A 16,188-nucleotide genomic window follows, 5' to 3' on the forward strand; every position below is an offset into this window, starting at 1 on the left:
TTGAATGAAGAAGAGGTGAGACCTTGGTTTTATTAACGAGAAAAGTAGAGTTTTCAGCAGCCCATAGTTATCGTGTTCCATCGTGGGATGAAGACAAAAACAGAGAAGTATTTGGGCTATGTAGCAATCCAAATGGTCATGGCCATGATTATCTGTTAGAAGTGACAGTTAAAGGGCATCTTAATGAAAAATCAGGTATTGTAGTGAATATTACAGATGTTGACCGTGTAGTGAAGGGGATAGTTCTAGAGGAATTAGACGGCAGGTTTCTAAACCGTGAACACCCTTTTTTTGTAGAACATATCCCGACGACAGAAAATATTGTGGCGTATATATGGAATGAATTAAAAGATAGATTCGAAGATTGTAAGCTTCATAAAATAATATTGCATGAGAATCCATTTTTGCTCTCTCAAAAAGGAGAAGGTTCAATGATTCAATTAACGAGAAAATATCATTTTTCTGCTGCACATCGATTGCATAGTGATCAGTTATCAGATGAGGAAAACAAAGAGATCTTTGGAAAGTGTAATAATCCGAACGGGCATGGGCACAACTACATTCTTGAAGTAACAGTCGAGGGAGAAGTTGATCCTGTTACAGGAATGATTATAAATTTAGCTGAACTTGACGAGATCGTTGATCAAACAATTATACAAAAGTTTGATCACAAACATTTGAATCTAGATACTGAAGAGTTTAACGGGTTAAATCCTACCGCTGAAGTTATGTCGATCGTCTTTTGGGACTTGCTTCAATCGCGCTTACCAAATCTGCATAAAGTAGGACTTTGGGAAACAGCAAAAAATTATTTCGAATACTGTGGACCAACAAAAGAATAAGAGGGCTTTTATGAAATGGAAAACATTCTTATTCGTAATAATGTAAAAGTGACTGGTCAAGGGGAGCAAACCATCGTTTTCGGGCATGGATTTGGGTGTGATCAAAATATGTGGCGATTTGTCGCTCCCCATTTCGAGAAGGAATACCGAGTGGTGTTATTCGATTACGTTGGCTCAGGAAAATCAGACTTAACGGCTTATAGTTATGAGAGATATGGAACTCTTAAAGGGTACGTAAAGGATTTGCTAGAAGTTATTGATGTGTTAGAAATAAAAAAAGTTATATTCGTGGGGCATTCTGTTAGTGCAATGATAGGCATGCTGGCCTCTATTCAAAGACCCGAGTCATTTGAATGTCTAGTTATGCTTGGCCCATCTCCTCGTTATTTAAATGATGGGCCTGATTATTTTGGAGGCTTTGAAAAGGAAGATGTAGAAGAGTTATTGGACATGATGGAGATGAATTTTGTTGGCTGGGCAAGCTATCTTGCCCCTCTTGCGATGAAAAATCCGAATCAGCCTATGTTGACTCAAGAGTTGGAAACAAGTTTTTGTTCAACTGATCCAGCTGTTACCCGCAAGTTTGCCGAAGCTACTTTTTTCTCGGATCATAGAGAAGATTTAGCAAAAGTAGAGGTCCCCTCACTTATTTTACAATGTTCGGAAGACAGCATTGTTCCTTTAAAAGTTGGAAAGTATTTGGAACGCCATCTTAAGAACAGCACTTTTCGATTAATGGAGGCAAAAGGACACTACCCACATTTAAGCCATCCAAAAGAGACCGTCTGCCTGATACAAGAATACCTTTCATCTTTTAAGAAGAACCATGGCTAGTGAAAGGATGCATATAGATGGATGAGCGGCTAGACCGTGCCCCTTGTGGATATGTCACCATTACAAGTCGGGGGGTTATCACGTACGCAAACCAAGCATTTCTTGACATGGTCGGTTACAGTAAAGATGATGTATTAAACCATCATATGGAATCGATTATGTCGATGGCTAATAAGTTTCTTTTTCATACCTATTTTTACCCGTTTATTCAACTGTACGGACATGTAGATGAGATGTATTTAACGTTGAAGTCCAACAAAGGAGAGAATGTCCCTGTTCTGCTAAATGGGAAAAGTGGTGAAGGAAATCAAACAGAGCTCATAGAGTGTGTATTTGTAAAGATGAGCAGACGAATTGATTACGAGAAAGAAATTCGCAATGCCAAGAGAGAAATGGAGGAAGCGTACAGAGTTAAAAATGAGGCACTTGAAAAATTAGAGGCATTGCACTGGGATATTGAGGCAAAACAAGAAGAACTCATAAGGTTAAATGCCAAATTAGAGAGCTTGGCAGTAACAGATACTTTGACTGGACTGAAAAACAGGCGTTATTTTATTGACAAGCTGGATTCACATATTGAAAGCTTTCTTCTCTCTAAAGTCCCTTTTTCACTCCTTATTATGGATATCGATCATTTCAAAAAAGTGAATGATACATATGGCCATCTTGCTGGGGATCAAGTGTTGAGGGAATTTGCACAGATAATAAAGGAACATTCGAAAGAAACTGATACAGTAGCTCGTTACGGTGGAGAAGAATTTATCATTCTTTTGCCAGAGGCGGATGAGGCGCAATCTAAGCAAGCAGCTGAAAGGCTAAGAAAGAGTATAGAACATGCCTCCTGGAGCCATTGTCCCACAACAGTGAGTATCGGTGCAGCTACCTTCACTCCCGAAGATACAAATATTTCTATATTGGCCAAAGCAGATAAGGCTCTATACACATCTAAGTCTAAAGGGCGAAATCGTGTCACACATTTTGCAGATATAAAAGAAAGCCTTTAATTATCAATATATGAGAGAATTTCTTTTTCCTGCTGCAGGGTTACATTCGTTTTTGATGCGTTAAAGCCACTTTGTGGGCGGTACACAGGTTATCTTGTTATCCCTAAGCACGTTATTCATCCGTGTCTAGGGATTTTTTTATGATAGGGCGTTCCGAGCAAAGAAGTAGAATTTAACATAAAAATAGCATGTAAATGATTATTTTCCGATACAATGTAATTATTCAGGAAAATGGAAAATAATAAAAGGACTAATCTGCAGAATCGCAAAGTCATTGACCGATATTAGATCAACCGTTTGGAAAAGCATTAGGTTCTCATACTCATTAAAAATGCATGATAAAGCTCTTTAGTTAAAGTAAAGGTTAACATTTATTGAAAATAGACAACTTATGCAATAATCATGCCACTATTATGTTACATTAGAGTGTATACTAAAGGGCTAGAAAGAATAGACTGCTGGCTTTGTCTATTAGTTTTCTAAAGAGATTAAGCAAGGAGAGAGTGTTCATTATGAAATCCATTACGATTGAGGATATAGTCCGTCGGTTTTCATTAGAAGTATTAGCTGGAGAGGATCAACTGCACCGAAAGATTGAAAAATCTCCAACGCAGCGTCCAGGTTTGGAGTTCATTGATTATTTTGACTTTTTTCCAAGTGGACACGTCCAAGTGCTCGGCACCAATGAAATCAATTATTTACATAGATTAAGCGACAGTGAAAGCAAGCTGCGAATTGGTAATATTGTTAAATATAATCCCCCTTGTATTATTGTTACTGCTCACGAAGAGGAATTAATGTATTTGCCGCAATATTGTACCGAGGAAAAAATTCCTTTGCTTCGTACGGATGCATCTACCTATGAGTTTGTTGGAAAATTAGATGCTTATTTGACCAAGACGTTAGCACAAGAGATTGCTGTGCATGGAGTTTGTGTAAATGTCTCGGGAATCGGCATTTTGCTTCGGGGCAAATCAGGAGTGGGAAAAAGTGAAACGGCCCACACGTTGATCGGCCGGGGGCATCGGCTTGTGGCGGATGATATTGTCGTACTCAAGAAACTGAGCCCGCAAACGCTGCTTGGCACCCACAATGAGAAGAATAAGGAATTTCTCGCCTTGCGCAGTGTTGGACTATTAAACGTTGTGCGTCTATATGGGAGAAAAGCTTTTCAGGAAGAAACAAGGATTGCACTCGATATTGAGCTGACAAAGTGGCAAAATAATTCATTGAATAATGAGCTGGAGGTGGAAGCGAAGTTTACGGAATATATGGGAGTTCGCGTTCCTCATATTCAAATTCAGCTCCAGCCGGGCCGCGATGTGGCTGGATTAATTGAAGCAGCGGCGAATAACTGGTACCTTCAACAGCAAGGATACAGTGCAGCTGAGGAGTTTATGAAACGGATTCAATCGGAGTTCACTGAAGAATAACAGCGTTGCAATAAAGACAGACACGTCCTTTTTCAGGTACGGCCTGTCTTTTTTCTTAATCAATTTGTGTCTTACGAGGAGAAGATGAAGAAATAATTATTCTTCATTATCGGGTTGCCCGGATTCATTGCCTCAAAAATCCTTGGGAACTTAATTACCAGGGAACTGGCGGCAGAGTTTAAGCTGCTCGTTCATCCTAGCGATTAGAGAGGCTCCAACGCCAAATTCAACGAATCAGCAAAGATGAATTCCATCTATCTAATTTTATCAGGAATACCGGAACGACTGCGACAAAATGATAACAGTAAATGAAGGAGGAACGTACATGACATGGACAGTGAGAAGTCCCGCAACAAAGAATATCATTGGCGTATTGGAGGAAACATCTGTAGAACAAGTTGATATGTTCTATGAAAGCGCGAAGGGAGCTGGCTTAACTTGGGCTGACTTGCCAATTTCAGAGAGAATTCGCTCGCTTCGAAAGCTGCGGCTTCACATTCTGGATGAATTGGATCATATCGTGAAAGTGATTAGTGACTCCACGGGAAAAGTGGCTGTGGAAGCATTAACAACAGAAGTGATGACAGTCGTTGATTCAATTTCGCACATTGAAAGAAGAGCAGCTGCCGCGTTAAAAACAAAAAAAGTTAAAACGCCCCTGATATTTATTGGAAAATCCTCTTATATCGAATATAAGCCACGGGGAACCGTATTGGTCATTTCCCCGTGGAACTTTCCATTCCAGCTTTCTATGATTCCGATCGTTGAAGCGCTCGTTGCCGGAAATGCGGTTATTTTAAAGCCATCCGAGATTACACCGATGGTTGGTGTATTAATTGAAAGCTTATTTAAAGCGGCTGGCTTTCCCCGAGGTCTATTACAGGTAGCGCATGGCGGCAAGGAGTTAGGAGCTGCGCTTATAGAGGGCAAGCCGGATTTTATTCATTTCACGGGCTCTGTCCGAACAGGGAAAATCATTCAGATGGAAGCAGCTAAGCAATTAATTCCGACGCTGCTGGAGCTTGGCGGTAAAGACCCGATGATCGTTTGTGCCGATGCAAATATGGAAAGAGCTGTACAGGGGGCTATTTGGGGAGCCTTTACGAACAGCGGCCAGGTGTGTATGTCTGTTGAGCGGGTGTATGTGGACAAGTCAGTCTATGAAGAATTTGTTGATCGTTTAGTTCAGGCAACGCAATCTTTAAAGCAAGGGACAGCTTCTGACAGCGATGTTGGTTCGATGACTTTTCCCCAGCAAACAGCCATTATTAAGGAGCATGTGACAGAAGCGATCGAAAAAGGAGCAGAACTTATTGCTGGTGAGCACCCAGATCAGTGGGCAGACGATCAGATGTTCATTAGACCTATGATAGTAACGAATGTCAATCATGATATGGCCATTATGCAGGAGGAAACCTTTGGGCCTGTCTTGCCGATTATGCCATTCGAGACAGAGGAAGAAGCTGTTTCTTTAGCTAACGATACCCGCTTTGGCTTGAATGCCAGTGTCTGGACGGCCGATGTAGAACGAGGCAAGCGCATTGTCTCCCGGCTCGTATCAGGCAATGCAGTTATTAATGATGTAATCATTACAGTAGCCAATCCTTATCTTCCTTATGGAGGAACGAAAGAGGGAGGAATTGGCGCGTATCATGGGGATGTAGGCATGCAGAGCTTTTGTGTTCAAACAGCCGTTATGGTGGACAAGGGCCGTAAGAAAAAAGAAGTGAACTGGTACCCTTATGAAGGAAAGTATGAACTATTTGTACGCCTGATTCGCAGCTTTTGGGGAAAAAAAAGAAACTGGGGCGAATTCTTAACGGTCTATCGTCAGCTTTTGAAGACCGGAAACCGAAAATAATACGGATGTAAAGGAGTGTTGATTCTTGGCTGAACAATGTAAGTTAGCTACATTTGCAGGCGGCTGTTTTTGGTGTATGGTATCACCGTTTGATGAACAACCGGGAATTAAAGAGGTTGTCTCCGGTTATACGGGTGGCCACACAGAGAACCCGACGTATGAAGAGGTATGCTCTGACACAACGGGTCATTACGAAGCGGTACAAATCATGTATGATCCTGCAGTTTTTCCTTATAAAAAATTACTTGAGCTGTTTTGGCATCAAATTGATCCAACTGATGCGGGCGGACAGTTCAATGACCGGGGATCATCCTATAGGACGGCCATTTTTTACCATGACAAAGAACAAAAAGAATTGGCGGAAGCTTCGAAAGCAGAATTAGCAGCAAGCGGCCGTTTTCAAAAACCGGTCGTGACAGAGATTCTGCCGGCGAGGCCCTTTTACCGAGCTGAAGAAAAGCACCAGCACTATTACAAAAAGAATGCCTTCCACTACAATCTTTATAAAGAGGGGTCCGGGCGAGCAAAATTTATTCGTGAAAACTGGAAAGATCAAAAAACAGATGAGCAATTACGGGAAGAACTCACTCCTCTTCAATACGAGGTAACAAGAAATAATGCGACAGAGCCACCATTTCATAATGAATATTGGGACCACACGGAAGAGGGAATCTATGTGGATATTATTTCAGGAGAGCCTTTGTTCAGCTCGACGGATAAATATGACGCGGGCTGCGGCTGGCCAAGCTTCACGAAGCCCTTGCGCCGGATAGAGCTAGCAGAAAAACTTGATACGTCTCATGGCATGCGCCGGATTGAGGTGCGGGCAAAAACATCTGACGCTCATTTAGGCCACGTCTTTGATGATGGTCCTGGTCCTGACCGCGCACGCTATTGCATTAACTCGGCTGCTCTCCGTTTTGTGCCAAAGGATAAGCTTGAAGAAGAGGGCTATGGAGAATTTAAAAGCCTGTTCGAATAAGAGAAGTTCCTTTATTGGCCACTTCTGTTTGTTGATCCACCAATTCTGCATCTTTACGGATCAATGACGCTTATGTACTCGCCACAAGAGCCAATTTATTGGTCCGTTCAGCAGATTGACAAGCGGTATTCGTTTGAGTGGATCATATCGTCCGCTTTATAATAAAGAAAAACAGATCGGGGAATGGCAATGAATGAAAAAGAATACGATCGCTTGCTAAAGATTCAGACAGGCGGCACATGGGAATGGCTATATCAGTCAATTCACTATAATCGTTATGAGGCAACCCCCTATGAGGCCATCGATGAGCTTTTTCGGGAGTATGAGGTGAAAAGAACAGATGGAGTAGTTGATTTCGGCTGTGGAAAAGGGCGTTTACTATTTTATATCCATCATCGTTTTCACGCTCGGGTAACAGGGGTTGAGGTAAACGGCCAGCTTTACCAGGAAGCACTTGAAAATCAAGCCGATTATATGAAAAAGAAGAAGAGGTCGGATCAATCTATTCGCTTTGTATGCTGCGCAGCAGAGGAGTATCAGATCGAAAAGGCAGACAATCGGTTCTACTTCTTCAATCCTTTTTCGATCCAAATTTTCATGAAGGTCGTCCATCATATCCTGCACTCAGTTGAAGAGCATCAACGGTCTGTTGATATTGTCCTTTACTATCCGACAGCGGAGTACATCCAATTTCTTGAAGTGTATACTCCATTTCAACTGGTGAAAGAAGTGAGAGTGCCGGGTCTCTATAAAAAAAATGACAATGAACGTTTTGTTATTTTTCATTATGGAGGATCTAGTCTATAGGTAAGAGAATTGGGAAAACAATTGACAATCACCAATATTTAAATTATTCTGAATAAAAATAGCGGATGACGATTGTGGGAGAGTGCGAGCAATAAGCCACCGAAGGAGCAAGTTCCAAAAAGGCCCTTGGAATTAATCTCTCAGGTAGAAGAACCACAATGGGACGCACCTCTGGAGAGCGCGTTTAAGTACGCCACCAAAGGGGAAGGCCCTATTGAAGATAGGGTTAAACTCTCAGGTAAAAGGACAGAGAAGGGATTGTACCCTTTTCTGTCCTTTTTTGCGTGCAGAAAAAGGGAGTGAGCAAGACAAGGTGTATAACTAGAAAACGCTCGCAGAAGGAGGGAAGGATGATGATTACATTAACAGGACCGGCGATGAAGCAGTTAAAAGCAATGATGCTTGAAGAAAAGTATTCTCCAAGAATTGATGCTGATGTAGCTGGTGGATGTGGAATATCGGTAAGGTTTGCCCTTACATTTGATGAGCCGCGCCGAAATGATAAGGTGATTGATTGCAATGGGGTGCAAATTCGCATAGATCGCTTTACTGAACGTTATCTCGATGCTGAAACACATATTGACTATACAAAGGAAACGGGCTTCTTAGTTGGAGAAAGCTTTGCCTCAAGTGATTGTGCGATCGAATAGCTTTTCGTTATACAAAGAATGGCGTTTAAGGATGGGGGAAGAATTTTGCATAAAAAGGGGAATACTCATTATTTTAAATTGTTAGTTACTTGTCCAGAAAAACCGGGCATTATTTCAGCCGTATCTAATGTATTATTGGAACATAAAGCAAATATCGTTCAATTTGACCAGCATACCACGAATCCTAAAGATGGCATTTTCTTTATGAGGGTTGAGTTCGATATGGATGAGAAGGGCTCTGCTATTGATGAGCTGGAGCAGAGATTGCAGGAATTATCTGAATCCTACCCAATGGAATGGCAATTGAGAAATAAAGAAAAATCAAAGCGGATGGCGATTTTTGTTTCTAAAGCAGACCATTGTCTCTTGGAGCTTCTTTGGCGCTGGAAATCAAAAGAACTCCCGGTTGAGATTCCAATGGTTATCAGCAATCACTCTGATTTAAAAGAAATAGTGGAAAGCTATGGCATTCCTTACTATCATATCCCGCTTTCTCATGAATCGAAAGAGGAAGCTGAACACAAGGCGATGGAGTTAATGGAAGGAAAAGTCGACTTTATTGTTTTGGCAAGATATATGCAAATCCTCTCTCCTAGTTTTATAGCCAAATATCCAAACCAAATCATTAATATTCACCACTCATTTTTGCCGGCATTTGTAGGGGCAAATCCTTACGTCAGGGCTTTTAACCGCGGAGTGAAGTTGATTGGGGCGACTGCTCATTATGTAACTAATGAGCTTGATGAAGGGCCGATTATTGAGCAGGATATCTTGCGAGTCAACCACCGCTACACAGCAGAAGATTTGAAGATTGCCGGTCGTCATGTGGAAAGAAGTGTCCTTGCAGAAGCCGTTTCCTGGCATGTGGAAGATAAAGTTATCGTTCACGGCAATAAAACAATCGTGTTTACGTAAGCCGGATGATAGCCAATCAACTCCTGTTAGATGTTACTTGCATCATCTTGGCAATGATATGTGTGGGACTCTTTTTAGTGAATAAGCAGAGAAGAAGAACGGGTCTTCTGCAAGTCATTTTACTTATCTATGCTTTAACTGTTTTGATTACCTCGCTGTTGAATCAGTGGTGAAGGGTTAGAAAAGAAAAAGCTTAACGGGCCGGCAGCCCATCAAGCTTTTTCTTTTCAGAAGATCATTAGCTTTTTTGCCGTAAATACTTTTTATCATGCATAAATAGCCTCCAAAAATAAATAAAGCCGGGAAAGAGAATAACAAAGCCGGCAATATAAGTGGCAAATACGGCCATAAAGGAGTTAGGATCGGTAAAACCGGACTGGATAGTCACATTGGGGTAAACCATATATGGCAGATGGGCTTTGCCGTACACATAACTGGCAATGAAATATTGAGTCGTAACTGCTACAACAGCAAGCCTTGGCATTCCCCGTACATCTTTCTTTGAAAATGAAGGAAGAAATAAACCGAGCCCTCCAATTAAAAAGAAGCCAAGTGACACAAGCAGCAGAGGCAGATCTTCCATCATACGCGTATATAACCATGGTGTTTCTGCCCTTAAAGTGAGCATAATGGCAAAGGCCATCAGTAAAGAAATTGGCCCTAAAATTCTTCCATCTCTCAAGTACACTTTGTAGGCTTCCTCTTCATTGGATGTCTTGGAATAATCGGCTAACAGCAAGGATGATAAAAATAAGGTGCTGCTCATGGCAAATCCAATAAATGCATATTCACTCGGACTCGTAAAAAGCTTTTGTAAATTCAAAGTGGGATGTCCGCCTTTATAATCGATAAATGTGCCGTGAGTGATAGGTAAGACGCTGATTAACAAGCCCGGAATTAAGATGCCGGTAATACCTGAGACATATGTCAGTGGCTTTTTATATTCTACAGCAATGTTAGAAAAGACTAAGAAGGCGCTTCTGACGGCGAGCAGCAGCAAGATAATGCTGCCCGGAACGAGTAAAATTGTACCAAGTGTGTAAGCTGCCTTCGGAAATAAGCTGTACACAGCCACAACCAAGGCAACGATAAACGTGTTCGTCACTTCCCAAGTAGGTGACAAATAGCGGTTGGCGATATTCGTTGCTCTTGTCTTTTCACGATGTATATAAATCATTGACCAGAAGCCGGCGCCAAAGTCCATCGTTGCCATGATCGAGTAAATAAATACAAATCCCCATAGAATCGTAATAGCAATCAGCTCATTTGGCATGAATCACGCCTCCAGTATAGTTAAATAGCATGGCTAAGCTCCTTTCTCGGCCTTCTCAAGATCATCTAATTCAGTGTTCTTTCTAAAGAAATACAGCAGCACCATGACAACCGTAATGCCTAACAGAACGTACACAAAAAAGAATAGAAGAGAAAGAACGCCCAGGTTCGTAGCGGTTGTAACCGATTCGGCTGTTGCTAACACACGATAAATCACCCATGGCTGTCTTCCTGAGCAAGCGAAAATCCAGCCGCACTCAATCGCAATAACAGCGAGAGGACCAGATAGAACTAATAGCCACAAAAACCATTTCGGAAATCGGTCTTTCTTCAGAAACTTTCTCCATACGATCCCGGCTAACGAAATAAGAATAAGCAGTGAACCGATCCCTACCATGGCATTAAAGAGAGTATGGATAAACAATGGCGGCCACAGTTCTTCAGGAAAGTCGTTTAACCCGACAACAACGGTATCAAAGCTGTTGCCTGCCAGAAAGCTTAGCAGCCAGGGAATTTCGATGGCTCCCTTGATCGTTTGTGTTTCCCGATCGGTAATGCCTCCAATCGCTAAAGGAGCATGTGATTGTGTTTCAAACAGCCCCTCTGCAGCAGCTAACTTTTCAGGCTGGTACTCATGTAAATATTGAGCGGACGCATGGCCATTAATCGCCGTTAAGAAAGAGAAGATCCCTCCTAAAACAAGGCTGACCATCAATGCTTTTTGATGAAAAAGATACACTCTTGAGCCGTGCTTATTTCGCATCATTTTAAACGCTGCCACGGAGGCAACGACGAAAGCGCCAACGACATAGGCGGATAGGGCGACATGGCCGGCCGTAACAAAAAAGCTTGGATTAAAAAAAGCTTCCCATGGATTAATATCAAAGAACTTTCCATTTTCATAACGAAAACCAGCGGGTGTTCCTTGAAAGGCGTGCACATTTGTAATCAGTACGGCAGAGGCTAAAGCTCCCAAGGCGACTAGTATTAAGCTGACAATTCTCATCCACGGAGCGATTCTCTCGGCTGCGTAGACATAGATAGACATGAAGAGGGCTTCAACAAAGAAAGCATAAATTTCAATTTGAAACGGCAGCGGCATAACTTTTCCAATAATCTCCATAAATCCAGGCCAAAGAAGGGATAACTGCACACCGGCAATTGTGCCTGTTGGAATACCAACTCCAAGTAAAACAGCAAACGTTTTTGTCCAGCGCTTGGCCATCACTACGTAGTCCAGGTCTTTCGTCTTTTGATAGAGCAGCTCTGCTGTTAAAATCATGAGAGGCAGCCCCACCCCGATGGTAGCGAAAATAATATGAAATGCCATAGTCGTTCCAAATAAGGAACGTGCAATCAGTAAATTATCCATTCTGTATTCCGTCCTTTCTTTCTGCCCCTATCATTACCAATAGAGAGAAAGAATATGTAACCATTATTGGGGCAAAGAAAAGCCTCCTCATCAGACAATGAGAAATAAGGTGCCTAGTGTCTGAAAAGCAGAGAGTCCCTATCTCATTAATAGAATAAACAAATCATTTTAAAATCAAATAATTAGATGTTAAAATAGTTTGGTAGGGACAAGTTAATCATTAAATGAATCGGTGAGAAAATAGCTGGGAAGCATTAAATAAAGGAGTGAAAGACATGGGACGAGTAGAAGGAAAAGTAGCTCTCGTTACAGGGGGAGCTTCAGGAATTGGCTTATCAGCAGCTTCGTTAATGGCCAAAGAAGGAGCAAAGGTTGTTATTGCTGACTTTAATCTCGAAGGGGCCAAAGAAGCAGCTGAAAATATAAAAAAACAAGGTGGAGAAGCAGCAGCTGTATTTTTGGATGCTTCTAAGGAAGATTCTATTCAAGCGGCCGTTGATTTTACAGTCGAGCAATATGGAACAATTACTGTTCTTTTTAACAATGTCGGCTTAACAAACCTTCATAAAGATTTAGATGTCATAAACATAGATTTAGAAGAATGGGACCGCTTAATGAACGTCAACACAAAAAGTGTATTGTTAGGCAGCCGATTTGCTATTCCTCATATGATTAAAGCGGGAGGCGGCTCTATTATTAACACGGCTTCCATGGCGGCATTTGCTGGCGACGCTCTGCGCTCTGCCTATGGAGCTTCTAAAGCTGCCGTTGTAAATTTGACAAGATACATTGCAGCACAGTATGGAAAAGATGGCATTCGCTGTAATGGAGTGGCCCCAGGGCTGATTTTAACTCCTGCAGCTAAAAACAATATGCCAGAAGAGGTGCTGAATATTTTCGCTAAATTTAACGCCCTGCCATACCATGGCGAGGCGGATGACATTGGTTATACGGCTTTATTCCTTGCTTCTGATGAATCTAAATTTATCACAGGACAGACAATCCAAGTAGAAGGTGGGCATTATATCTCTAATCCAACGATGCCTGATTTCAATCAATTTGTAGAGCAATCACGTTCTAAATAAGAGCGTTAAGAATAGATAAAATAACCAACATAAAGCTGGCTGAAGTTTGTAAAAAACAGCAAAAAGCCCATTGAGTCTAAGCTATTCAGACTCAATGGGCTAAATTTATGCTAAACACGTGATTACTTTTTCAGCAGCAAATACATAAAATAGGGAGCTCCAATCAAAGCAACTATAATGCCAGCCGGGATACCGTCGGGATCAACAAGATTGCGCCCGATCGTGTCTGCAAGCAGCAATAGCCAGCCGCCAATGAGAATGGCAACAGGAATAAATAGCTGATTTCTAGGACCGACCAAAGCTTTGGCAATGTGAGGAGCCATTAATCCGATAAAGGAAACCCCGCCGGTCACAGAAACGGCTGAAGCAGCAAGTGCTACTGCTGTTAAAAGCAGCGTGAGCCGCTCTTTTTCAATTGCTACGCCAACACCGATAGCTACTGGCTCATTTAAGGCAAGGAGGTTAAGCCGATTCGCTTTATATAATGAAAAAGGAATAAGTACGACTAACCACGGAAGGAGTGCCCAGACAAATGGCCAATCAGTGCCCCAAATATTGCCGGCCAGCCACTTAGCGATAAAGTCTACTTTTGAACGCTCAGCGGATGAAATAAGGACAATCATCAGCCCGGAAAGCGCCATAGCAAAACCAACTCCAACAAGTACGAGCCTTACCGGCTGCAGACCATTGCTTTTGCTGTACGAGAAGGCATAGATAAGGCAAGCAGTTAATAAAGCTCCGGCAAAAGCGACGAGAGGCAGGGCGTAAACGAACGACCCGGCTTCGATTGGAAAGAATAAAAAGAAAACAGCGATCGCTACACCTGCACCGGAGTTAATGCTGATAATGCCGGGATCAGCTAAATCATTACGTGTAATGCCCTGTAGAATAGCTCCAGACAAAGCGAGTGCCATTCCTGCTAACAATGTAATAACAATACGCGGCAAGCGAATGGAAAATAAAATAAACTCTTCCTTAAATGTGCCCTGGCCAAGAAGGGTTGGAATAATCCGATCATAGGACAGGGAGGCATACCCCATTCTTATACCAATGATGACGGTGATCATAATAAAGGCAAATAAAATCCATAAAATCATGCGCTGTTTTCTTACTAAAGCGGGCTCGATCATGAGAACATACTGCCTCCTTTACGTACGATCAACAGAAAGAAGGGCAACCCCATTATGGATACGATAGCAGCGACCGGTGTTTCGTACGGAGAGTTAATTGTGCGTCCGAGTGTGTCAGCGACAAGCATAAAAGCAGCGCCTACAAAGATGGACATGGGAATAATAAAGCGATAATCCGTTCCGACCACAGCCCGTACAATATGGGGGATCATTAAACCGATAAAGGCCATGTTCCCAACAAGTGCAACAGCAGCGCCTGCCAGCAGGATAATAGCAATAAAGAGTGCTATTTTGACAAGCAGCGTCTTTTGACCTAGACCAACGGCAACTTCTTCGCTCAAGCTTAAAATCGTCAACTGCCTGGAGAGCAAAAGTGAAATGAGGAGGCCGATTAAAATAACTGGCACGACAAGTTGAAGCTGGTTCCAGGATGTGCCGATCATGCCTCCTGCTGTCCACATAGATACATCCTTTGAGATTTTAAAATAAATGCCTACACCTTGTGCGATAGCATATAAGAATGCTGAAACAGCGGCGCCCGCTAGTACAATTCGTAGAGGGGAGAAGCCCCCCTTTTTAATCGCACCAATACCAAAAACCATCATAGCCCCGGCAGCTGCTCCGATAAAGCAAGCTATCATAATCGAGAGATAGTTTGCCGAAGGAAAAAGAGCAATAGTTATCGCGAGAGCGGCATTTGCTCCGAATGTTAGCCCTAACAGCCCTGGGTCTGCCAGTGGGTTTCGTGTCATCCCTTGCATAATAGCCCCCGAAACAGCTAATGCCGCTCCGACAAAGATAGCTGCTACTTCACGCGGCAGGCGGATTTCACGAATCAGGGAAATATTTTTGCCGGAGGCATCGGAGGTCAGTGCCAGCCATACTTCCTTTACGGACGTATCAGCTGCCCCAAATACCATCGCTATAACAAAGGTAATGATCAATAAAAGCACACTGACTATGAACTTATAAATAAATAAAGTAGAACGTTGATTTTCTTTTTTCATCCGTCTCTCATCTTTTCTTTTGTGAAATAAGGAAAGGGAATTCTTGAATAAGAACTCCCTTAATGATCATTAGTTACCAAGAAAGCTTTTAACAAAGTAGTCTAATTGTAAATCTAAAGTAATTGGATCATTAAAGTAGAACTCTTTTGCATTCACTTCAAGCACGTGATTGTTTTTCACAGCCGGGATGTTTTTATACGTGTCTGTTTCCTGGAATGAATTATCGGTATCTGGGTTTTTGCTAAAAACCATATAATCGCCAGCAAATTCAGGTAAAACCTCTAAAGATAATGCATAGTAGCCGTCTTTTAAAGCCATTTCTTTTACTTTCTCTGGCATTTTCAGTTTCATTTCCTGATAAAGGATTTCGGTACCGCGACCCCAGTTATCACCGAATACGTAAAGCTGTTTATCGAAGTTTTCAATAACAGAAACGGTTGTATCTTCACCAATTTTCGCTTTAATATCTTTTCCGGCAGCTTCAGCGCGTTTTTTAAAGTCGTCAACCCAAGCCTGTGCTTCTTTCTCTTTGTTGAGCAGTTTACCGATTTCTACATGTTGAGTTAAGTAATCTACTTTTCCGTATGTATAAGTGACAGTAGGAGCAATTTCTTTTAACTTATCAATATTTTTAGTAGTAGATAAACCAATGATTAAATCGGGATTCAACTCAATAATTTTCTCAAGATTTTCCTCTGACACTTCTTCCACATCTTTAAGCCCTTTCTCAAAGCGTGGGTTCATTTTTGACCATGAATCGACTCCTACAAGGTTAACGCCTAGAGACATGACGTTGCCCGCAAATGATTGAAGAACGACCACACGTTTAGGATGGGCAGGAACTTCGACAGGTCCATTTTCAGATTGATACGTGATCGTTTTCGATCCTTTTTCATTTGAATCTGAGCTTTCCTTTTTCTCTGTTGCTCCGCCGCTGCAGGCGCCAAGAACAAGCGCAATTAGCAGGACAAATGAGATGAGTATTTTTTTCATG

Annotated in this window: 15 protein-coding genes and 2 riboswitches; of the genes, 10 read left to right on the forward strand and 5 right to left on the reverse strand. The window is 42.0% G+C overall.

Annotated features, from left to right (window positions below; all coding sequences use genetic code 11):
- The first annotated feature begins 23 nt into the window (after positions 1–23).
- The 9 genes from MKZ02_RS03110 to purU all read left to right on the forward strand — a co-directional run bounded on the left by MKZ02_RS03110 (position 24) and on the right by purU (position 9,328).
- Positions 24–842: a 6-carboxytetrahydropterin synthase gene (locus MKZ02_RS03110; protein WP_120035626.1), complete on the forward strand. Its 819-nt coding sequence runs from the start codon at positions 24–26 to the stop codon at positions 840–842.
- Positions 843–857: 15 nt separating this feature from the next.
- The gene (locus MKZ02_RS03115; protein ID WP_340851803.1) at positions 858–1,676 is read left to right on the forward strand and encodes an alpha/beta fold hydrolase; all 819 of its coding nucleotides are present in this window, start codon (positions 858–860) and stop codon (positions 1,674–1,676) included.
- Between the two features lie 17 nt (positions 1,677–1,693).
- The gene (locus MKZ02_RS03120) at positions 1,694–2,680 is read left to right on the forward strand and encodes a sensor domain-containing diguanylate cyclase (protein WP_340851805.1); all 987 of its coding nucleotides are present in this window, start codon (positions 1,694–1,696) and stop codon (positions 2,678–2,680) included.
- A gap of 512 nt (positions 2,681–3,192) precedes the next feature.
- Positions 3,193–4,113: an HPr(Ser) kinase/phosphatase gene (gene hprK / locus MKZ02_RS03125; protein WP_120035620.1), complete on the forward strand. Its 921-nt coding sequence runs from the start codon at positions 3,193–3,195 to the stop codon at positions 4,111–4,113.
- Between the two features lie 325 nt (positions 4,114–4,438).
- The gene (locus tag MKZ02_RS03130) at positions 4,439–5,974 is read left to right on the forward strand and encodes an aldehyde dehydrogenase family protein (protein ID WP_340851806.1); all 1,536 of its coding nucleotides are present in this window, start codon (positions 4,439–4,441) and stop codon (positions 5,972–5,974) included.
- A 25-nt stretch (positions 5,975–5,999) separates the two neighbouring features.
- Positions 6,000–6,956, forward strand: coding sequence for a peptide-methionine (S)-S-oxide reductase MsrA (msrA, locus tag MKZ02_RS03135; RefSeq protein WP_340851807.1), 957 nt, complete (start codon positions 6,000–6,002; stop codon positions 6,954–6,956).
- Between the two features lie 189 nt (positions 6,957–7,145).
- Entirely contained in the window at positions 7,146–7,763 is a 618-nt protein-coding gene (locus tag MKZ02_RS03140) for a class I SAM-dependent methyltransferase (RefSeq protein ID WP_340851809.1), read from the forward strand.
- Positions 7,764–7,828: 65 nt separating this feature from the next.
- Positions 7,829–7,929: riboswitch (glycine riboswitch) on the forward strand.
- A gap of 3 nt (positions 7,930–7,932) precedes the next feature.
- Positions 7,933–8,015: riboswitch (glycine riboswitch) on the forward strand.
- Between the two features lie 98 nt (positions 8,016–8,113).
- Positions 8,114–8,413, forward strand: a complete 300-nt coding sequence (locus MKZ02_RS03145) for an iron-sulfur cluster biosynthesis family protein (RefSeq protein WP_120035612.1) — start codon at positions 8,114–8,116, stop codon at positions 8,411–8,413.
- A gap of 18 nt (positions 8,414–8,431) precedes the next feature.
- The gene (gene purU, locus MKZ02_RS03150) at positions 8,432–9,328 is read left to right on the forward strand and encodes a formyltetrahydrofolate deformylase (RefSeq protein ID WP_340851812.1); all 897 of its coding nucleotides are present in this window, start codon (positions 8,432–8,434) and stop codon (positions 9,326–9,328) included.
- 238 nt (positions 9,329–9,566) lie between these two features.
- Here purU and MKZ02_RS03155 read toward each other — a convergent pair whose 3' ends face one another.
- Entirely contained in the window at positions 9,567–10,601 is a 1,035-nt protein-coding gene (locus MKZ02_RS03155) for a cytochrome d ubiquinol oxidase subunit II (protein ID WP_340851813.1), read from the reverse strand.
- A 33-nt stretch (positions 10,602–10,634) separates the two neighbouring features.
- The gene (locus tag MKZ02_RS03160) at positions 10,635–11,972 is read right to left on the reverse strand and encodes a cytochrome ubiquinol oxidase subunit I (protein ID WP_340851814.1); all 1,338 of its coding nucleotides are present in this window, start codon (positions 11,970–11,972) and stop codon (positions 10,635–10,637) included.
- Between the two features lie 275 nt (positions 11,973–12,247).
- Between MKZ02_RS03160 and MKZ02_RS03165 the strand changes: the two genes are divergently transcribed.
- On the forward strand, positions 12,248–13,057 hold the full coding sequence (locus MKZ02_RS03165) for an SDR family NAD(P)-dependent oxidoreductase (RefSeq protein ID WP_120035606.1): 810 nt from the start codon (positions 12,248–12,250) through the stop codon (positions 13,055–13,057).
- A 122-nt stretch (positions 13,058–13,179) separates the two neighbouring features.
- On the opposite strand, the gene MKZ02_RS03170 is transcribed toward MKZ02_RS03165, so the two are convergent.
- The 3 genes from MKZ02_RS03170 to MKZ02_RS03180 form a co-directional block, all read right to left on the reverse strand.
- A complete protein-coding gene (locus tag MKZ02_RS03170) occupies positions 13,180–14,187 on the reverse strand; it encodes a FecCD family ABC transporter permease (RefSeq protein WP_340851817.1) in 1,008 nt (335 codons plus the stop codon).
- Positions 14,184–15,194: a FecCD family ABC transporter permease gene (locus tag MKZ02_RS03175; RefSeq protein WP_120035602.1), complete on the reverse strand. Its 1,011-nt coding sequence runs from the start codon at positions 15,192–15,194 to the stop codon at positions 14,184–14,186. Before MKZ02_RS03175 ends, MKZ02_RS03170 begins: the two co-directional genes overlap by 4 nt.
- A 69-nt stretch (positions 15,195–15,263) precedes the next feature.
- A complete protein-coding gene (locus MKZ02_RS03180) occupies positions 15,264–16,187 on the reverse strand; it encodes an iron-hydroxamate ABC transporter substrate-binding protein (RefSeq protein WP_340851818.1) in 924 nt (307 codons plus the stop codon).
- Position 16,188 lies beyond the last annotated feature (1 nt).

The organism is Pseudobacillus sp. FSL P4-0506 (assembly GCF_038003025.1).
Lineage (GTDB): Bacteria > Bacillota > Bacilli > Bacillales > Domibacillaceae > Pseudobacillus.